The organism is Streptomyces sp. NPDC104761 (assembly GCF_055583445.1).
Map to the genome: position 1 here is coordinate 78,787 of NZ_JBVJNZ010000017.1, position 18,502 is coordinate 97,288.

Genomic DNA, 18,502 nt, shown 5'->3' on the forward strand with positions numbered 1-18,502 from the left:
AGGCGTATCGCTACCCCCCCCCCCCCCCCCCCCCCCCCCCCCCCCCACCCCCCCACCCCCCCCCCCCCCCCCCCCCCCCCCCCCCCCCCCCCCCCCCCGGTTCCGGGTGGGCGATACTGGGTTCGAACCAGTGACCTCTTCGGTGTGAACGAAGCGCTCTCCCACTGAGCTAATCGCCCGGGCGCAGGAAGAACATTACCCCATGTCAGGGGGTGCCCCCGACCAGTCGCCGGGGGCCTGGGCCCGCGACCGGATCACTCCTCGATCTTCCAGGGCATCACGATCCCGAACCTGGAGAGGTAGACGCCGGCCCCGGCGGCCACGACCGCCAGGCCGATCGTCGTGAGCGTGATGTTGCGGCGGCGCACCCTGGGGTCGAGGGCCTTCTGGGCCGCCTCCGTGACCTTGCGCTTCGTCCAGCGCAGCACCAGCTGGGCCCAGACGAACTCGGTGGCCCAGATCGCCATGCCGGCGAAGATGATCACCCAGCCGGGGCCGGGCAGCGGCAGCAGGACGATGCCCACGGCCACCACCGCCAGGCCGATCGCGAAGACCCCGACCTGCCAGCTCAGGTGCAGCATCCGGCGCGCCCTGACGAACTCGGGCGCCCGCGATCCGAGCCCGCGCTCGTCGCGCGCCCGGTCCGCCGCCGTCCCGTCCGCCCCGCTGCCGTCCGAGGCCACGGCAGTCTCGCCCGGTTCGTTACTCCCCGTATTCATACGACCAAACCCTACCCGAGCGATTCCCGTCACCGGAATGGTCGTAGATCGCGTCCAGGTTCTCGGCCGGAAGAGTTACGTAAACACACGCAAAACACTCAGAGGGGTTTACAACGGCACCGTAGGTGGCATGTCGATTTCGCCGACGTGCGAATCCCCGAGCGCACACTGAGCGAAAGGCCCTGGCGCTTATGAACACCACGGTCAGCTGCGAGCTGCACCTGCGCCTCGTTGTGTCGAGCGAGTCATCCCTGCCTGTCCCCGCAGGCCTGCGGTACGACACGGCCGACCCCTACGCCGTGCACGCCACCTTCCACACCGGAGCCGAGGAGACCGTCGAGTGGGTGTTCGCCCGCGACCTCCTCGCCGAGGGGCTGCACCGCCCCACCGGCACCGGAGACGTCCGCGTCTGGCCGTCCCGCAGTCACGGTCAGGGCGTCGTGTGCATCGCCCTGAGCTCCCCGGAGGGAGAAGCCCTACTGGAAGCCCCGGCGCGGGCCCTGGAGTCCTTCCTGAAGCGGACGGACGCCGCCGTGCCCCCGGGCACGGAACACCGCCATTTCGATCTCGATCAGGAGCTCTCGCACATCCTGGCGGAGAGCTGAGGGCACGCCCCCTGCAAGCCGCCCGGCGCCGTCCACTCGGGGAGACGGCTCGGGCCTAGACAACCGCATACGGCAGCACCGGCGCCCGCCACCGTGTTCGGTCACGGGGCGGCGCCGGTGTGTCCGCGTTCCCGCTGGAACCCCCGGGAGGCGGTGTGCGTTGTACCGGTCAGTCACGAGTGGGACAGGGCACGGTGCGGGGCCGCCGTATGTCGCTACCATCGGCCACCATCGGCGGGCGCCCGCCCGACCCTCAGGCCAGGGAGCGAAACGTGCTGATCACCCACGACACCCGGTGTTCTCTCGACGCCGTGGTGGATCTGGTGAACACCGTGCCGGAGGACGACGCGGCGGCGGACGGCCTGCCCGATGTCGCGGCCCTCCAGGATTTCGTACGAAACCACGACATCAGCGATGTGGGCGTGCTCTCGGAGTTCGACCTGTCGGCGGTGCGCAAGATCCGCGGCCGGTTCGCGGGCATCTTCGCCGCCCCGGACGCCAGGACCGCCGCCGGGATGATCAACGAGCTGGTCGCGGCCGCGGGCACCACTCCCCGGCTCACGGACCATGACGGCTACGACTGGCATGTGCACTACTTCGCGCCCGGCGCCTCGGTCGCCGACCACCTCGCCGCCGACTGCGGGATGGCACTGGCGTTCTTCGTCGTCGCCGGGGAGGAGGAGCGGCTGCGGCGCTGCGAGGCCCCGGACTGCAGGCGCGCCTTCGTCGACCTCTCCCGTAACCGCTCGCGCCGCTACTGCGACAGCCGGACCTGCGGAAACCGTCTGCATGTCGCCGCGTACCGGGCACGCCGCAAGGAGGCGGCGGGCTGATCGGGCGGCCGTCGGCGGCAGGGTGCCCGTGGCGGGAGGAGCGACGGGGCGCGGGGCGGATGCCGACGCCGGTCCCGGCGGGTGGCGCCGGGACGGGCGGGTACGGCTCACAGCCACAGCAGGTCGTGCAGCGCAGCCATGAGGAGCAGACACCCGATCACCGCTAGGAAGATCATCAGCGGTGGCTGGGAAAGGGCGAAGAGGCACCCGCGGGGCTCGTCCTTCGGCGGCGCGGCCTCGCTCTGTTTCGTGTCCAGCATCTCGCGGCGATGATGTCCCAGTGGGCACCCGCTACGCGATCAACACGCCCGGAATGGGCGGGAGTTCGCCGAATTCCGCGATGTCCGTTTCGCTTCCGCCCGTCCTCTGCACACTTCCGAGCGGGCCGTGGGCGCACTGTGTCGTTTCAATGCCTCATGCGATTGTCATATGCACGCGCCCGCAACCCGGCTGAACTGCGCCGCGCCCGGCGGGCTTCCGGGCGCCGCCCCCGGGCCCCCGGTCCGCCGCCGCGGTGTGTCATATCCCGTGCTTCTTGAGGATGGCCTCGATGTCGCTGAAGTCGTCACCGGAGCCGGTGCCGCGGGGCGCCGCCGCGGGCCTGGACGCCGGGCGGGCGGCCGGACTCAGGGTCGGCGCCGAGGCGGCGGGTGCGACGGCCTCGCGCTCCGCGCCCCGCGCGGCCGCCTTCCGCTCGGCGCGCGTGCCACGGGTGCCGCCACGCCGGCGCTCCACGGCGCGAGTGGTGGCGAACAGGGCCCAGGCCGCGCCGAGCACGCCGAAGCCCGCCCAGGCCGTCAGGCTGAAGGCGGTGTCGGCGAGCCAGCCGACCACGCCCGTCATCACCAGGCCGACGGGAACGAGGGAGTAGGCGGCGATACGGGCCGCCGCCAGGTACCGCTTGCGATAGGCGGTGACCACGGCGATGCCCAGGCCTGCCGCGGACACGGCGGAACAGACTGTCTCGGCGATCATCCGGTCCTCCTGCGGGCTGGGTCGGGCGGGCGGAGTGCGTGCGCCGCTCCGCCCCCTTCCATCGTGCACCGCCCGGCCCGTGCGATCCATGTCCAGGCCCGACAATCAGGGGCATCTCGGGGTCCGCTCCGGGGCACCTCCACCCCAGGGACGAGCCGCGGCCACACCCGGCGCCGCCGGCCGCCCCCGCCGTCTCGATTGGGTGGACTGAGCACGGCCTGGAAGACTGGCAGGCATGAACGACTCCCCCGCGCGGGCCGACGCCCCGGTCCTCGACGTCTGGTGTGAACTCCAGTGTTCCGACTGCCGCAGCGCCCTGGACGACCTCCGCGCCCTGCGTGCCCGGTACGGTGACCGGCTGGAGCTGCGGCTGCGGCACTTCCCGCTGGAGAAGCACAAGCACGCCTTCGCCGCCGCGCAGGCCGCCGAGGAGGCCCTGGTGCAGGGCAAGGGCTGGGAGTACGTCGAGGCGGTCCTCGGCCGGGTCGAGCGGCTGGACCGCGAGGGCGAGCCGTTCCTGGTCGAGGTGGCCGGCGAACTGGGCCTGGACGCCGAGGAGTTCGACACCGCACTGATCGACGGCCGGCACATCCTGATCGTGGACGCCGACCAGGCCGAGGGCAAGGCCATCGGGGTGACCGGAACCCCGACGTACGTCATCGGCGGCGAACGCCTCGACGGCGGAAAGAGCCAGGAAGGCCTGCGCGAGCGCGTGACGGAGATCGCCGACCGGTTGCTGGCCGAGCAGGAGTGATCCGGCAGGACTGACCGCGCCGAAGCGACCGGGCCGAAGCGACCGGGCCGGAGTGACCGGGCGGCAGCGACCGCGCCGAAGTGACCGGGCCGAGGTGACCGGGCCGGAGTGAGCGCGCCGGAGTGACCGGGCCTCAGATCAGGTTCTTGTACAGGACGCAGGAGACGGTGACGTACCCCAGCGACTCGTAGAGCCGCTCGGCCGGGGTGTCGCCGGCGAACACGTTGAGGCCGAGGACGGGTCTGCGGGCGGCGATCGTCTGCTGCTCCGCCAGCAGCATGAGGGTGCGGCCGTGTCCCCGGCCGCGGTGGGCGGCGTCGACCTGCACGTCGTACACCCAGGCCTGGTCCTTCCGGAAGGCCATCCACAGGGTGCCGACGGGTGTCCCCTCGTGTTCGAGGACGGTGAGCCGCACGTCCTCGGTGGCGAGGCCGCCCGGCAGCAGCCGCTCGTGGTCGCGCCGCGACTTCTCGTGGGCCTCGGCCTCGGGCAGGCCCCGCTCGATCCACGTGCGCGCGTACGCCTCGGACTGGCGGCCGAACCACTCCTCGAACTCGGCCTCGGTCATGGCGCGGCCGACGCTGCCCGCCGGCAGGGCCGGCGGGGTGCCGCCGAGGTGCTTCTCCATCCTGCGGTTGCGCGGGACGTACCCGAGCGCTGTGACGAGCCGCAGCGCGGGCTCCGCGGCGGCCGGGACGCTCACCTCGATCTGCCGGCAGCCCCAGCCCCGCGCCACCTCCTCCGCGGCGAGCGCGGCCACGGTGCCCCGGCCCCGGTGGCGGTCGGGCTCCTCGATGCGCAGGTCGGCGATCCGGGCCACGCGGGCCCCGAGATGCGGCGAGGTGCCGAGGTGGAGGGTTCCGACGGGCCTGCCGTTCACGCACACCTGGAAGTGGCGGGACGGCGCCCCGTCGGCGCCGTGCTGAAGCGGCTCGGTCGGCCGCAGGGTCGTGGTCATCAGCCGTGTTCTACCCGCCCGGGACGGTGACGTCAGCCCCACGAGGCCCGCCGGTCAATGCCCTGCCTGGCAAAGCCCCGTGGGGCTCTGCCGGGCAAAGCACCGTGGAGGCACTCAGGGATCCAGATCCTCACCCGAGCGCTCGTCGAAGATGCGCATGGCCTTGGCGGTCACCGGGCCCGGGGCGCCGGGCAGTGCACGGTCGTCGACGCGGTGCACGGCCTGGACGTCGCGCAGGGTGGAGGTGAGGAAGATCTCGTCGGCCCGCTCCAGGACGTCCAGGGGCAGGTCGGTCTCGCGGGCGCCGGTCCACTCGACGGTCAGGGCGCGGGTGATGCCGGCCAGGCAGCCGGAGGAGACCGGCGGGGTGTGGATCTCTCCGTCGAGGACGACGAAGACGTTGGAACCGGTGCCCTCGCAGAGCTGCCCGACCGTGTTGGCGAACAGGGCCTCGGAGGCGTCGTGCCGGTGGGCGCGGGCCAGGGCGACGACGTTCTCGGCGTAGGAGGTGGTCTTCAGGCCGGTGAGCGCACCGCGCTCGTTCCGGGTCCAGGGGACCGTGATCACGGCGGTGGAGTCGGGGCGGCGGCCGGTCTCGCCGAGGGCGACCACGAGGGTCGGGCCGCGGTCGCCACGGTCGGAACCGAGGGGACCGTGGCCGCCGGTGTAGGTGATGCGCAGCCGGCCCAGCTCCATCGGGTTGGCCGCGAGGACCGCCTCGCAGGCCCGGCGGACCTCGTCGTGGTCGGGGTCGGGCAGGCCGAGGCCACGCGCCGAGCGGGTCAGCCGGTCGAGGTGGCGGGTGAGCGCGAAGGGCCGGCCCCCGGTCGCCTTCACCGTCTCGAAGATGCCGTCCCCCACGGTCAGCCCGTGGTCGAAGACGGAGACACGCGCGGACTCCACGTCCTGCAACCCGCCGTCCAGCCAGATCTTCACTGCTCACTACCTCTACACGTCAGCGTCCGGAGCGTCGGACGCACGAGGTGCGTCCGACGCGGCGGACCGGCCGGGGTCCGAAGGTCGTCGGCCGGGCCGGCTCAGCACCCGGGATCCCCTTCGTTCACGTCGTACGTACCCGACGCTATCGCGAGCAGTCGGGCGGCCTTCAGTTCGGTCTCCCGCCACTCGCCCTCCGGGTCGGAGCCCCAGGTGATCCCGGCGCCGGTGCCGAACCGGAGCACGTCACCTTCGCCGGACCGGTCGATCCAGAAGGTCCGGATTCCCACGGCCAGCTCGCCGACGCCCCGGTCCGCGTCCACCCAGCCGATGCCGCCGCAGTACGGGCCGCGCGGCGCGGTCTCCAGGGCCTCGATGATCCGCAGGGCGCTCGACTTGGGCGCGCCGGTGACCGAGCCGGGCGGGAAGGCCGCGGCGAGCAGGTCGGGCCAGCCGGCGTCGGCGCGCAGCTCGCCCCGGACCGTGGAGACGAGGTGGACCAGCCCCGGGTGCTTCTCCACGGCGCACAGGTCGGGGACGGTCACGGTGCCGGTGGCACAGACCCGCCCGATGTCGTTGCGGACCAGGTCCACGATCATCACGTTCTCGGCGTAGTCCTTCTCCAGGAGGTCCGCCTCGGTGCGGCCGGTCCCCTTGATGGGCCCGCTCTCGACGGTCCGCCCGGTCCTGCGCAGGAACAGCTCGGGCGAGGCGGTGGCTGTCTCCACCCCGTGCGCCGGGAGGCGAATCGTTCCGGCGTACGGCGCCGGGTTGCCGCGGGCCAGCAGTGCGGTCAGGGCGTCCACATCGGCGTCCGGGTCGGCCGGCGCGGACAGCACGCGGCAGAGGTTGGCCTGGTAGACCTCGCCGGCCGCGATGTGCGCACGGATCCGCCGCACCGCCGCCGTGTACGCGGCGCGGTCGAGGGACGACGTCCAGTCACCGGCCGCCGGCCCCCGCCACCGCCCCGGAACCGGTGCGGGCACCGGCTCCTCCCGTACGTCACCGAAGCGGGCACAGGTCAGCCGGCCCTCGAAGTCCGCGCAGACGGCCCAGAAACCGGACGAGTCGAGGGCCGCGGGATCGCTGGTCACGTCGAGGAGACCGGTGGCGACACGGCCGCCGAACCGGGCGAGAGGAGGGTGATGAGCAGGACGACGAAGCACGTGGTCGAGTCTATGGCGGGTGTCCTGGGGGTGACCCGGGCATGTCGTCAAGGGTGCCCTGACCACCGCATCCGCCGGGACCGGCGCAGCACGCTGCGCAAACGCGTTTTTGTGCTGGCCCGGGAATCCGCTAGAGTTCAACACGTCGCCGGGACGCGAGAGCGGACCGAAACGACAGGCGGACGTAGCTCAGTTGGTAGAGCGCAACCTTGCCAAGGTTGAGGTCGCGAGTTCGAGCCTCGTCGTCCGCTCGCAGGAACCAGGGGTCTTCCCGATCCCCTACACTCCTGGTGGAGTGGCCGAGAGGCGAGGCAACGGCCTGCAAAGCCGTCTACACGGGTTCAAATCCCGTCTCCACCTCCAAGGACGATTAGCTCAGCGGGAGAGCGCTTCCCTGACACGGAAGAGGTCACTGGTTCAATCCCAGTATCGTCCACTGGGTCCTGGCCGGAAGGCCGTGGATCTGTCCCGCGCGATTAGCTCAGCGGGAGAGCGCTTCCCTGACACGGAAGAGGTCACTGGTTCAATCCCAGTATCGCGCACGCAGTGCCCGTGATCCTCGGATCACGGTCCCGAGGACGATTAGCTCAGCGGGAGAGCGCTTCCCTGACACGGAAGAGGTCACTGGTTCAATCCCAGTATCGTCCACACAGCAAAGAGCCCCGGTCGTCTCGTACGGCCGGGGCTTCTTCGTGGGTTCAGCTGGAGAAGAGCATGTGCGCCCAGCTCTTGTGGCCGTGGTGACCGTGGCCGCCGTAGTGCCCGCCGTGACCGCCGCCGTGGTGGCCGCCGCCGTGCGGGGCGCCCCAGGCCGGTGCGGGCGGGGCCGGGTAAGCCTGCGGGGCCGGGTACGCCTGCGGAGCCGGCGGCGGCACGGGCTTGGACCACTGCGCCTCCAGCTGGGTCAGCGCCTCCAGCTCGCCGTAGTCGAGGAAGATGCCCCGGCAGCCGCTGCACTGCTCGATCTGGACGCCGTTGCGGTTGTAGGTGTGCATCGGCGCATGGCACTTCGGACACTGCATGGTCGGCTCAACTCCTCGCCGGTGAAAACTGCTTCACGTTCTTCCAGGACAGACTCCGTCCGACCCTGGCCGGTTGCAGCGTACTTCGGGAAGTCGTGCGTCAACCGGGGCGGACGAAGGGTCATTCCGGTGTCATCCGGGCACAAGCATCGATCAGGGACTGCTCCACCTCGTCCAGGGGGCGGTCCGCCGCGATCGCCTTCGCGAGGTAGCGCGCGCCGGTCTGGACGGTGAGGGCGCGGGCCGGGACGTCCAGGGCGGGCCAGGGGTCGCCGTCCTCCGGTACGGCCGGACCACCGGCCGCGCGGTAGGCACCGAGGAAGCGGGCCCATTCGTCGGGCGGGAGGAGGCCGCAGGCGTACCAGGACGCGGGGCGGGCGAGGTCCCAGGCGGGGTCGCCCACGCCGAGATCGTCCACGTCGATGAGGCGCCACGGGCCGTCCGGCGCCGGGTACCGGACCAGCTGGCCGAGGTGCAGGTCGCCGTGGCAGAGGGCGCGGGGCCGGCCGGGTGCGGCCGGAGCCTTGGCGCGGGCCCAGGCGGGCAGGGCGGACCAGGCTCGCAGGACGGGCGGGGCGGCGGGGTGGGCGTCCGCGGTGGCGAGGGCCTGCCTGAGCCGCGCGATCGCCTGGGCCGCCTTGACGGGGCCGCGCGTCGGGGGCGCGGCGGCGAGGGCGGGCGGGGCGCGGTGGAGCAAGGCGAGGAGGGTGGCGGCGGCTTCCCAGGGGGCGGCCTCCGGGTCGCCGGGGTCGACGGGGGCGCCGTACGGCCAGAGGGTGACGGGGCGGTCGTCGACGAAGGCGGCGGGGGCCGGGGTGAGGGGCGGGAGGAAGACGTCGGGGAGGCGGGCGGCGGTGGCCAGGCGGCGGGTGAGGGCGGTGGGGTCGGTGCCGGGGGCGTGGGCCTTGGCGACGGTTGCCGCGTGGCGGAGGACGGTGGTGTCGGGGCGGTGGGCGAGGGTGGTGGTGCCGCCGGTGCACTGGCAGAGGGCCGCCGGGTCGGGGTGGGCGGCGGCTGCGACCTCGGCGGTCAGCTGGGGCAGTACGTCTGCGGTCATGGAGTCCCCCGGGAGGTGCGGCTGTGCAGGGGTGAGGGTACGTGGGTGCGGTGGGCCGGGGTTCACGGCCGGGCGGGGTCGGGGCTGGGGCACCGGGGTGTCGCTCGCCCGCCCTTGGGGGGTGCCGCTGCGCCCACCCGTGCCGCCCAGCGGCACGACTGCCCGCAGCTGGGACGTGCCCCATAAGGGGCGCGGGAACTGCGGCCGGACAACGGCGGTCAGCCCCGGGAAAAAGCAATGCCGGCGCAGCTCCCCAGCTGCGCCGGCATTTTGCCGTCCGCCGCACCCCCGTCCCCACGGGGTTTCATGGGTGGATGTCCCCGCCCGGACCGCTCTTCCGGGCCTGGGGTCGCCGCTCAGCGCCCCAGCATCACTCCCACGGACGACGCCTGTGTGGCCACTGTCTCCCAGCCGTCGAAGACGACGAGGAGCAGGACCGCCAGGGGAAGGGCCATCAGCGTCGCCACCAGTGGGTGGCGGCGGCCCTGTCGGCGGGGGCGGGTGGTGTGTGTCCGCTGTGCCGTAAGAGCCATGGTCCCTCTCCTGACCGTTCAGTTGTCGTTGGCAGCGGCGGGTGTCTGACCTCGGGGGACGAGTGCTGCACCCGCCGCTTGACCTCAAATCTAGGCGCGTGGCACCTCGCGGACGTCATGCCCTCGTACCGAATCGCGGGCCTCCGAGAGGATGAGCCGTGACCTGCGGTCTACTCCCCTGGGTGGAGACGGGCCCCAGGTCTCGTCCTACCCCTCGGGGTCTTCCCGGAGGGGGTGCCCGGTCCTTCCCGGTTTTTCCGAGCTGTCCTCTCGGGGCACCGGCTGCTCCACGAGGGCCAGGACCCGGGTCGCCATGAAGCGCGCGGTCCGGACGACGGTGCCGTTCCGCGTGACTTCGCTCACTTCCACCACCCCTCGCCGGACCGCCGTCTCCACCCGGCGGCCGGCCCGGCTCGCCACCACCTCGTACGTACGGGTCGTGTCGCCGGCGTCCACGACTATCTCCACGCGGTCACCCTTCACAGCATCAATCCCCCTTCTGTGACGGCTTGTTGGAGCAGACGGGTGCTCAAAGACGCCGATAACGGCGCCTTCCTGACCACTCCTCAAGTCTCGCACCCGGCACTGACAATCCATCGGGCCGAGAGGGCGCGGCCTCTGCGCACGGGCGGCCCGGTAAACGTAAGCTGTGCCACGTCAGACGGACCGGGCAGCGGGGATGAACATGGCGATGATGCGCCTGAGGCGCGAGGACCCGCGCGTCGTCGGCTCGTTCAGGCTTCACAGAAGGCTCGGCGCCGGCGGCATGGGCGTGGTCTACCTCGGTTCCGACAAGAAGGGGCAGCGGGTCGCGCTGAAGGTGATCCGGCCCGATCTGGCGGAGGACCAGGAGTTCCGGTCCCGCTTCGCCCGTGAGGTCTCGGCGGCCCGGCGGATCAGGGGCGGCTGTACCGCGCGGCTGGTCGCGGCGGATCTGGACGCCGAGCGGCCCTGGTTCGCCACCCAGTACGTGCCCGGCCCCTCGCTCCACGACAAGGTCGCCGACGACGGCCCGCTGGTCGCGGCGGACGCGGCGGCGGTCGGCGCGGCGCTCTCCGAGGGCCTGGTCGCCGTACACGAGGCCGGGGTCGTGCATCGGGATCTCAAGCCTTCGAACATCCTGCTGTCCCCGAAGGGGCCGCGGATCATCGACTTCGGCATCGCCTGGGCCACCGGGGCATCCACCCTCACCCACGTGGGTACGGCGGTGGGCTCCCCCGGGTTCCTCGCGCCCGAGCAGGTGCGCGGGGCGGCCGTCACCCCCGCGACGGACGTCTTCTCGCTCGGCGCGACCCTCGCCTACGCCTCGACCGGCGACTCGCCCTTCGGGCACGGCAGTTCCGAGGTGATGCTCTACCGGGTCGTCCACGAGGAGCCGCAGCTGCACGGCGTGCCGGACGCGCTCGCGCCGCTGGTGCGGGCCTGTCTGGCCAAGGACCCGGAGGAGCGGCCGAGCACGCTGCAGCTGTCGCTCCGGCTGAAGGAGATCGCCGCGCGCGAGGCGCAGGGGCTGGCCGACGTACGGCCGCCCGTGCCGCGTGCGGCGGAGGCGGACCGGCCCACCGGGCGGCTCACCGACACCTACTCGACCTACCCGGATCCGCAGCGTACCCAGCGCCGGCCGCAGTCCTCGCCGGGTGCGGCGGGCGCGCAGGCGCGGGGCAACGCTCCCTCGCGCGGCGGCAGCGGTCCGCGCCCGGCCGGCGGAGTGCCGTCCCGGCCGAACGGCGCGCGCCCCACGCCCGCCCCGCGCGGCAACGGCACCCGGCCTGGGAACGGAAGCGGGAACCGGCCCGCGTCACGCGCGGGCAACGGGCGTCCGGCGCCGCGTCCCACGGGTACCGGACGGCGGCCGGCCAATCCCCGGCTGCTGCGCCAGCGGCTGTTCGTGTTCGTCGTGGTGACCCTGCTGGTGGCGTTGGGGATCGCGCTGGCGCAGGGCTGTTCCGGGCCCGCCCGCGGGATGGGCGCGCCCGGTGCCGGCAGCGGTGCCGTGGCCGCACAGGCCGTGGCCCTCAGGGAGTAGCGGGAGCAGCCGGGCCTACGCCTCGGGGCGGCCGGCGGTCACCGCGTAGAAGGCGACCGCGGCCGCCGCGCCCACGTTGAGGGAGTCGACGCCGTGGGACATCGGGATGCGCACCCATTCGTCGGCGGCGACCAGCGCCTGGGTGGAGAGACCGTCGCCCTCCGCGCCGAGCATCAGGGCGACCCTGTCCATCCGGTGCGGGGCGGCCTCGTCCAGGCTGCGGGCCTTCTCGTCCGGGGTGAGGGCGAGCAGCGTGAACCCTGCCTCGCGGACCGAGTCCAGCCCCTTCGGCCAGGTGTCGAGACGGGCGTACGGCACGGAGAAGACCGCTCCCATGGACACCTTCACGCTGCGCCGGTAGAGCGGGTCGGCACAGTCCGGGGACAGCAGCACCGCGTCCATGCCGAGGGCGGCCGCCGAGCGGAAGATCGCGCCGATGTTGGTGTGGTCGTTGACCGACTCCATGACGACGACCCGGCGGGTGGTGCGCAGCAGCTCGGTCGCCGTCGGCAGTGGCTTGCGCTGCATGGAGGCGAGGGCGCCGCGGTGCACGTGGTAGCCCGTGACCTTCTCGGCGAGTTCCGGGCTGACCGCGTAGACGGGGGCCGGCAGTTCGTCTATGACGTCGCGCATGACGTCCACCCACTTGGCGGACAGCAGCATCGACCGCATCTCGTAGCCCGCGTCCTTCGCCCTGCGGATGACCTTCTCACCCTCGGCGATGAACAGTCCCTCGGCCGGTTCGCGCTTGCGGCGCAACTCGACGTCGGTCAGGCCCGTGTAGTCACGGAGGCGCGGGTCGTCGGGATCCTCAACGGTGATGAGATCGGCCACAGGGTGATACTGCCTTGTCCTGGGTGGGGTGCCAATGGTCTGGAGCTAGTTGTGTTACCCGGGGTTACGCCGAGGTCCTTCAGGGCGCCGCCGGCGGGCCGACGTTCACGACCTCGCCGATCACGATGACCGCGGGCGGTTTCACTTCCTCCGCTCGGACCACCTCCGCCACCGTGGCGAGGGTGGCGTCGACCCGGCGTTGAGCGGCCGTCGTGCCTTCCTGGACCAGGGCGACAGGGGTTTGCGGGGACTTCCCGTGCGCGACCAGGGTCTCGGCGATCTTCCCGATCTTGTCGACGCCCATGAGGACGACGAGGGTCCCGGTCAGCTTCGCGAGGGACGGCCAGTCGGCCAGCGAGCGCTCGTCGTCCGGGGCGACGTGGCCGCTGACCACCGTGAACTCGTGTGCGACGCCCCGGTGGGTGACCGGGATGCCCGCGGCGGACGGTACGGAGATCGAGCTGGAGATGCCCGGGACGACGGTGCACGGAATCCCGGCGTCCGCGAGCGCCTGGACCTCCTCCATGCCCCGGCCGAACACGTAGGGGTCGCCGCCCTTCAGCCGGACGACCGACTTGCCCTGCTTGGCGTGTTCGATCAGGGCGTTGTTGATGGCCTCCTGGGCCATGTACCGGCCGTACGGGATCTTCGCGGCGTCGATCACCTCGACGTGCGGCGGGAGTTCGGCGAGGAGGTCACGGGGGCCGAGGCGGTCGGCGATGACGACGTCGGCGGCGGCCAGGAGGCGGCGGCCGCGGACCGTGATCAGGTCGGGGTCGCCGGGGCCGCCGCCGACCAGGGCGACGCCCGGGGTGCGGGTGCGGTGGTGGGGGGCGACGAGGGTGCCGTCGCGCAGACCCTCGACGACGGCGTCCCGGATGGCGGCGGTGTGGCGGGGGTCGCGGCCGCGCGCGTCGGTGGTGAGGACGGCGACCGTGACGCCCTCGCTGTGGCCGGTCGCCGGTGTCCAGGCGGTGGCCTGGTCGGCGTCGTCGGAACGCACGCACCACACGCGGTGGCGCTCCGCTTCCGCGGAGGCGGCGGTGTTGGCGGCGGGGTCGCTGGTGGCGATCAGCGCGTACCAGGCTTCGCCGAGGTCGCCGTCCTGGTAGGGGCGCCTGACCCAGGTGATCTCGCCGGCGTCGGCCATGGCCTCGACGGAGGGGGTGGCCTCCGGGGAGACAAGGGTGACGTCGGCACCTGCCGCGATGAGGGCCGGCAGGCGGCGCTGCGCCACCTGCCCGCCGCCGAGGACGACCACGCGACGGCCTGAGAGGCGGAGGCCTACGGGGTAGGCGGGGTGTTCGGCCATGAGGGGGCGGCTCCTCTTTCGGCGGCGATGGGTGGCCCTGACGTGCAGATTTTACGGGGCGGGGGTTTTGGGCGGCTCAGGTGTCCGGTGGCTGGGCTGCGGGGCCGGGTGCGGGGGTTGTGGGTGGCTGTGCCCACCCGTTCCGCCCCAGCGGAACGACTGCCCACAACCACCGGGTCGGCCGACAGGGAAACCGGCGCAGCGATCCCGCTGCCGACAGCCGCCACAGCCAGCAGCCAGCAGCCAGCAGCCAGCAGCCAAGGAAACACAGCCGCCTCGCGGCCACCGGCAACCAGTCCCGGCCACTTGCTCCCGGCCCCCGGCTGTCGGCTGTCGGCTGTTGGCTCCCAGCCTCCGGCGATCATTCCCAGCCACCGCAACCGGCTCCGACCAACCGTCGGCGATTGGCGGCCGACCACCGACGGCAGGCGACTGACGACTGCCGACCGACGGCCAACTACGTCCGGTCGGGAACCGGCCGCCAACCTCCGACGACCGGCGACCGACCGCTCCGGGCGGAAGGCAGTCCGCGGCCGGCCATCGGCGGCCAGCAACCAACCGCCGGCCTCCAGCGGCCGACCAACGGCGGCAGGCGGTCGGTGGTCGGCCGTCGGGGAACCGCGGGCGATGGCAGGCGGCACGAGGTTGGGAACGCGGGTACGCCGTTCCTACTTCTCCGTGACGCCCGCCGAGTCGAAGGTCGCCACCTCGTGCATGGCCCTTGCCGTGCTCTGGACCAGGGGGAGGGCCAGCAGGGCGCCCGTGCCCTCGCCCAGGCGGAGGTCGAGGTCGACCAGGGGACGCAGGCCCAGTTTGTTCAGGGCTGCCACGTGACCCGGTTCCGCGCTGCGGTGGCCGGCGATGCAGGCGGCGAGGACCTCGGGGGCGATGGCGCGGGCCACCAGGGCGGCGGCGCCGGCGCTGACGCCGTCGAGGATCACCGGTGTGCGCAGGGACGCGCCGCCCAGCAACAGGCCCACCATCGCCGCGTGTTCGAAGCCGCCGATCGCGGCCAGGACACCGATCGGGTCGGCCGGGTCCGGCTGGTGGAGTTCCAGGGCACGGCGGACCACCTCGGTCTTGCGGGCGAGGGTCTCGTCGTTGATGCCGGTGCCGCGGCCGGTGACCTCGGCGGGGTCGGCGCCCGTGAAGACGGAGATCAGGGCCGCGGACGCGGTCGTGTTCGCGATGCCCATCTCGCCGGTGAGGAGCGCCCTGTTGCCGGCCGCCACCAGGTCACGGGCCGTCTCGATACCCACCTCGATGGCCTGCTTGGCCTCCTCGCGTGTCATCGCGGGGCCGGTGGTCATGTCGGAGGTGCCCGCACGGACCTTGCGGGGCAGCAAGCCCGGCGTGGCGGGCAGTTCGGAGGCGACGCCCACGTCGACCACGCACACCTCGGCACCCACCTGGCCGGCGAACGCGTTGCAGACCGCTCCCCCGCCGAGGAAGTTCGCCACCATCTGAGCGGTGACCTCCTGCGGCCACGGCGTGACGCCCTGGGCGTGCACCCCGTGGTCACCGGCGAAGATCGCGACGGCCGCGGGCTCCGGGATCGGCGGCGGGCACTGCCGGGACAGGCCGGACAGCTGGGCGGAGATGATCTCCAGCATGCCGAGCGCGCCGGCCGGCTTGGTCATCCGCTTCTGCCGTTCCCAGGCCTCGCCGAGCGCCTTGGCGTCCAGCGGGCGGACGCTGGCGACGGTCTCGGCGAGCAGGTCGTGCGGGTCCTCGCCGGGCAGCGCACGGCGGCCGTACGTCTCCTCGTGGACCACCCAGGACAGCGGGCGGCGCTTGGACCAGCCGGCCTGCATCAGCTCGGGCTCGTCCGGGAACTCGTCGACGTACCCGACGCACAGGTAGGCGATGACCTCGAGGTGCTCGGGCAGGCCGAGGGCGCGGACCATCTCGCGCTCGTCGAAGAAGCTGACCCAGCCGACGCCGAGGCCCTCGGCGCGGGCGGCGAGCCAGAGGTTCTCGACGGCCAGGGCGGCGGAGTAGGGGGCCATCTGCGGCTGGGTGTGCCGGCCAAGGGTGTGGCGGCCGCCGCGCGTCGGGTCGGCGGTGACGACGATGTTCACCGGGGTGTCGAGGATGGCCTCGATCTTCAGTTCCTTGAACTGCTTCGCACGGCCCTTGGGGAGGGACTTGGCGTACGCGTCGCGCTGGCGCATGGCCAGTTCGTGCATCGAGCGGCGGGTGTCGGCCGAGCGGATGACGACGAAGTCCCAGGGCTGGGAGTGGCCGACGGACGGCGCGGTGTGGGCGGCCTCCAGGACGCGCAGCAGCACCTCGTGCGGGATGGGGTCGCTGCGGAAGCCGTTGCGGATGTCACGGCGTTCGCGCATGACCTTGAGGACGGCCTCGCGCTCGGCGTCGTCGTAGGCGGGCGCGGCCGGGCCGGTGGACTGACGTGCTTCTGCCACGGGGGCCGTGCTCTCTTCCTGGTCGGCGGCCCTGGTGTCCAGGTCCTCCGCTTGCTGTACGACATCGGGGTGCTCCGGCAGCGGAGCGGGCTCGGCCTCCCGCGGGGCGGGGACCGTCGCGGTCTGTTCGGGCAGGGACGGCCCGGGCCCGCCCTGGTCCTGGGTCGGGAGGACCAGCGGGTGGGGCGGGGTGGGGGCGAGGTGCGGGGTGGTCGGCACCTGGCCGTCGACGGGGACGAACTCGCCGAGCGGGTGGTCCGCGGCCGGTTCCGCCGGGGCCTCCTCGGGCGCGGGCGCCGGGACCTGGGTCTGCGGGCCCGCGAGGGGGGCGCCGACCGGCTGGGCGGACTCGGCGGGGTGCGCCTCGGGCGTCTCGGACGGCGGCGGTACGGCAGCCGCCGCGGGTGCGTCGGTGGCGGCGGGGGTGACCTGCTCGCTCGCCGGGACGGCGGGCGTGGGGACCTCGGCAGGCTGAGGCGGCTGGATGGCGACGGGGGACGCGGGAGGCACCGGGGCGAACCCCTCGGCTGCGGCCCCCTCGGGCTGTACCGGCACGGCCGCCACCGGCTGGACGGGCTCGGCCACTGCGGGCTCGGCCACGCCGGGCTCGGCCACGTCGGCCTCCGCAGCCGGGACGGCCCCAGGCGCCCCGGCTTCCGGTACGCCACCTTCCGGTACGACACCTTCCGGTGCGGCAGCCTCTGACAGGACCGCCTCCGGCACGACCGCTTCCGGCACGACTGCTGCGTGTACGCCCGCCTCCGGCACGACCGCCTCCGGCACGACTGCTGCGTGTACGCCCGCCTCCGGCGCCACCGCCTCCGGCACCGGACCCGGCTCGGGCACCCCGGCCTCCGTGGCCTGCTCAACGCCGGCCGGCGCTACGGCCTGCTGCTCCGGCGCGGCCACCACGGCCTCGGCGGCCGTCTCCGGCTCCGCGAGCCGGTGCCCGGTGTGCTCCGGTAGCGGCGGGACACCGCCGCCCACGGTCGCGTCGGCGGCGCCGGGAGCCTGCGCGGCCTCCGGACCCACCGCCATCACCGGAGGCGCCACGACCGGAGCCGCCTGCACCGGCACCGCGTCCGGCCCCGGAGGAGCCTGCACCGGCACCGCGTCCGGCCCCGGAGGAGCCTGCGGGACCTCGGCGGTCCCGGGAGCGTCAGGGAACTGCGGGGCCTGCGGGACCTGGGCCGTGTGAGAACCGTCCGGTGCCTGCATGGCCTGCGGCGCCACCGGTGCGGCCACCGACGCCGGGACGCCGACGGCGACCGGCTGGACGGCGCCCTGGGGCTCGCCCGCGGTGCCCGTGGCCGTGGCCGTGGCCTCCGTGGTGAGGCGGGCGACTGCCGCCTGGGCGGCGCCGGCCGGGTCGGGAGTACCGGGTTCGTGGGCGGCCACGGGCTGCAACTGCGGCTCGGGTTCCGCAGCAGCGGGAGAGGCAGGGGCGGCGGGAGCCGCGACGGCGACCGGCTCCGGTGCCGTGCCGACCGGAGCAACCGTTTCGGCAGCCGGGGCCTCCGCGGCCACCTGTGCCACCGGAGCGGCCTGCGGGACGGTCTGCGACGCCGTCTGCGGCGCACCCCAGGGCGCGGCGGACGGCGGTACCGACTCGTGGAGCGGCTGGACGTCGAGGTACTCGGGGCCTGCCGCCGGCACCCCGGGCTGCCGTACCGGTGCGCCGGCCGGGCCTCGGTCGGCGAGGGAGCGGACCGGGCTGGTGGAGGCGTCGGGGATCGGCGGGCCGAGGTGCAGCGGGCGGCGCGGGGCCGGGGCGGCCGCCGGGTCGTGCGGCACGGAGAGGATCGGGGACGCCGGTACCGAGCTGGGCAGCCGGACGGCGCTGAGGTCGACCGAGCCGCTGTCCCGGCCGCCCATCTCGTGCGGGCCGGGCTCGTGGACGGTCTCGACGACCGGCTCCGGAGCCGGCGGCGGCACTTCGTTCCCCCAGGCGCCCTGGGCGCCGGGGAGCAGCAGGTCCTCTTCGTCCTCGGCAGGCGACTCGGAGAGGTAGGTGTACGCGCCGTGCGCGGTGACGCCCGGCTGTTCCACCATGCCTGCGCTCTCCGGCAGTCCCTCGCCCGGGACCTGGCCGGTGTCCGTCATGCGTACCCCTCGCCCATCGGTTAGTGCCTTCTACGACCAGCTCGCCCGGGGCGGCGCACCGACCGCCCCACAGTGAAGAACGAGCGTGCGTGCCCAGCGGCACGAACGACCCGCCGGAAAAGGCGACAAAGCCATTCAGTGGCATTGTCCCGGCCGTTCGACCGTCGCGACAGCGTGATCCGCGACAGCCCGCTGTGGACTGCGCCACGTTGCGCGTCCCCGGCTCTGCCGTACCACACCCGC

At 73.5% G+C, this 18,502-nt stretch carries 17 protein-coding genes and 6 tRNA genes; 9 read left to right on the forward strand and 14 right to left on the reverse strand.

Annotated elements, in window-relative coordinates; all coding sequences use genetic code 11:
* Window positions 1-107 precede the first annotated feature (107 nt).
* Both ACZ63F_RS35610 and ACZ63F_RS35615 read right to left on the reverse strand, forming a co-directional pair.
* A tRNA-Val gene (locus tag ACZ63F_RS35610) sits at window positions 108-179 on the reverse strand.
* A 75-nt stretch (window positions 180-254) separates the two neighbouring features.
* The gene (locus tag ACZ63F_RS35615) at window positions 255-719 is read right to left on the reverse strand and encodes a TIGR02611 family protein (RefSeq protein WP_469717551.1); all 465 of its coding nucleotides are present in this window, start codon (window positions 717-719) and stop codon (window positions 255-257) included.
* Window positions 720-910: 191 nt separating this feature from the next.
* On the opposite strand from ACZ63F_RS35615, the gene ACZ63F_RS35620 reads away from it, so the two are divergent.
* Window positions 911-1,324, forward strand: coding sequence for an SsgA family sporulation/cell division regulator (locus tag ACZ63F_RS35620; protein ID WP_004002642.1), 414 nt, complete (start codon window positions 911-913; stop codon window positions 1,322-1,324).
* A gap of 272 nt (window positions 1,325-1,596) precedes the next feature.
* Window positions 1,597-2,157 (forward strand): CGNR zinc finger domain-containing protein, encoded by a 561-nt coding sequence (locus ACZ63F_RS35625; RefSeq protein ID WP_352366749.1) that lies wholly within the window; start codon window positions 1,597-1,599, stop codon window positions 2,155-2,157.
* A gap of 107 nt (window positions 2,158-2,264) precedes the next feature.
* On the opposite strand, the gene ACZ63F_RS35630 is transcribed toward ACZ63F_RS35625, so the two are convergent.
* Both ACZ63F_RS35630 and ACZ63F_RS35635 read right to left on the reverse strand, forming a co-directional pair.
* Window positions 2,265-2,417 (reverse strand): hypothetical protein, encoded by a 153-nt coding sequence (locus ACZ63F_RS35630; protein WP_167450005.1) that lies wholly within the window; start codon window positions 2,415-2,417, stop codon window positions 2,265-2,267.
* 259 nt (window positions 2,418-2,676) lie between these two features.
* Entirely contained in the window at window positions 2,677-3,132 is a 456-nt protein-coding gene (locus tag ACZ63F_RS35635; RefSeq protein WP_469717554.1) for a hypothetical protein, read from the reverse strand.
* A 235-nt stretch (window positions 3,133-3,367) separates the two neighbouring features.
* Here ACZ63F_RS35635 and ACZ63F_RS35640 point away from each other — a divergent pair, with 235 nt between their 5' ends.
* A complete protein-coding gene (locus ACZ63F_RS35640) occupies window positions 3,368-3,886 on the forward strand; it encodes a DsbA family protein (protein WP_382724173.1) in 519 nt (172 codons plus the stop codon).
* Window positions 3,887-4,019: 133 nt separating this feature from the next.
* On the opposite strand, the gene ACZ63F_RS35645 is transcribed toward ACZ63F_RS35640, so the two are convergent.
* From ACZ63F_RS35645 to ACZ63F_RS35655, 3 genes are all read right to left on the reverse strand, one after another.
* Window positions 4,020-4,844: a GNAT family N-acetyltransferase gene (locus tag ACZ63F_RS35645; protein WP_469717556.1), complete on the reverse strand. Its 825-nt coding sequence runs from the start codon at window positions 4,842-4,844 to the stop codon at window positions 4,020-4,022.
* Window positions 4,845-4,958: 114 nt separating this feature from the next.
* Window positions 4,959-5,780, reverse strand: coding sequence for an aminotransferase class IV (locus tag ACZ63F_RS35650; RefSeq protein ID WP_352367659.1), 822 nt, complete (start codon window positions 5,778-5,780; stop codon window positions 4,959-4,961).
* Between the two features lie 101 nt (window positions 5,781-5,881).
* Window positions 5,882-6,946, reverse strand: a complete 1,065-nt coding sequence (locus ACZ63F_RS35655) for a chorismate-binding protein (RefSeq protein WP_469717558.1) — start codon at window positions 6,944-6,946, stop codon at window positions 5,882-5,884.
* A gap of 178 nt (window positions 6,947-7,124) precedes the next feature.
* Here ACZ63F_RS35655 and ACZ63F_RS35660 point away from each other — a divergent pair.
* From ACZ63F_RS35660 to ACZ63F_RS35680, 5 genes are all read left to right on the forward strand, one after another.
* A tRNA-Gly gene (locus ACZ63F_RS35660) sits at window positions 7,125-7,197 on the forward strand.
* 38 nt (window positions 7,198-7,235) lie between these two features.
* Window positions 7,236-7,309: transfer RNA gene (locus ACZ63F_RS35665), tRNA-Cys, on the forward strand.
* Window position 7,310: 1 nt separating this feature from the next.
* Window positions 7,311-7,382: transfer RNA gene (locus tag ACZ63F_RS35670), tRNA-Val, on the forward strand.
* Between the two features lie 34 nt (window positions 7,383-7,416).
* Window positions 7,417-7,488: transfer RNA gene (locus tag ACZ63F_RS35675), tRNA-Val, on the forward strand.
* A 34-nt stretch (window positions 7,489-7,522) separates the two neighbouring features.
* Window positions 7,523-7,594 (forward strand) — tRNA-Val (locus tag ACZ63F_RS35680).
* A 50-nt stretch (window positions 7,595-7,644) separates the two neighbouring features.
* On the opposite strand, the gene ACZ63F_RS35685 is transcribed toward ACZ63F_RS35680, so the two are convergent.
* The 4 genes from ACZ63F_RS35685 to ACZ63F_RS35700 form a co-directional block, all read right to left on the reverse strand.
* Window positions 7,645-7,968: a TFIIB-type zinc ribbon-containing protein gene (locus ACZ63F_RS35685; RefSeq protein ID WP_352367661.1), complete on the reverse strand. Its 324-nt coding sequence runs from the start codon at window positions 7,966-7,968 to the stop codon at window positions 7,645-7,647.
* A 121-nt stretch (window positions 7,969-8,089) separates the two neighbouring features.
* A complete protein-coding gene (locus ACZ63F_RS35690) occupies window positions 8,090-9,025 on the reverse strand; it encodes a phosphotransferase (RefSeq protein WP_469717561.1) in 936 nt (311 codons plus the stop codon).
* A gap of 356 nt (window positions 9,026-9,381) precedes the next feature.
* Entirely contained in the window at window positions 9,382-9,558 is a 177-nt protein-coding gene (locus tag ACZ63F_RS35695; RefSeq protein ID WP_123978469.1) for a hypothetical protein, read from the reverse strand.
* A gap of 207 nt (window positions 9,559-9,765) precedes the next feature.
* Window positions 9,766-10,041 (reverse strand): hypothetical protein, encoded by a 276-nt coding sequence (locus ACZ63F_RS35700; RefSeq protein ID WP_093505273.1) that lies wholly within the window; start codon window positions 10,039-10,041, stop codon window positions 9,766-9,768.
* A gap of 196 nt (window positions 10,042-10,237) precedes the next feature.
* On the opposite strand from ACZ63F_RS35700, the gene ACZ63F_RS35705 reads away from it, so the two are divergent.
* The gene (locus ACZ63F_RS35705) at window positions 10,238-11,584 is read left to right on the forward strand and encodes a serine/threonine-protein kinase (RefSeq protein ID WP_469717694.1); all 1,347 of its coding nucleotides are present in this window, start codon (window positions 10,238-10,240) and stop codon (window positions 11,582-11,584) included.
* 15 nt (window positions 11,585-11,599) lie between these two features.
* On the opposite strand, the gene ACZ63F_RS35710 is transcribed toward ACZ63F_RS35705, so the two are convergent.
* The 3 genes from ACZ63F_RS35710 to cobT all read right to left on the reverse strand — a co-directional run bounded on the left by ACZ63F_RS35710 (window position 11,600) and on the right by cobT (window position 18,259).
* Window positions 11,600-12,418: a TrmH family RNA methyltransferase gene (locus ACZ63F_RS35710; protein ID WP_093505269.1), complete on the reverse strand. Its 819-nt coding sequence runs from the start codon at window positions 12,416-12,418 to the stop codon at window positions 11,600-11,602.
* Between the two features lie 79 nt (window positions 12,419-12,497).
* The gene (gene cobA, locus ACZ63F_RS35715; protein ID WP_469717565.1) at window positions 12,498-13,730 is read right to left on the reverse strand and encodes a uroporphyrinogen-III C-methyltransferase; all 1,233 of its coding nucleotides are present in this window, start codon (window positions 13,728-13,730) and stop codon (window positions 12,498-12,500) included.
* Window positions 13,731-14,398: 668 nt separating this feature from the next.
* Window positions 14,399-18,259 carry a nicotinate-nucleotide--dimethylbenzimidazole phosphoribosyltransferase gene (gene cobT, locus ACZ63F_RS35720; RefSeq protein ID WP_469717568.1) on the reverse strand — a complete coding sequence of 1,287 codons (3,861 nt, stop codon included), beginning with the start codon at window positions 18,257-18,259 and terminating at the stop codon, window positions 14,399-14,401.
* Window positions 18,260-18,502: the final 243 nt, after the last annotated feature.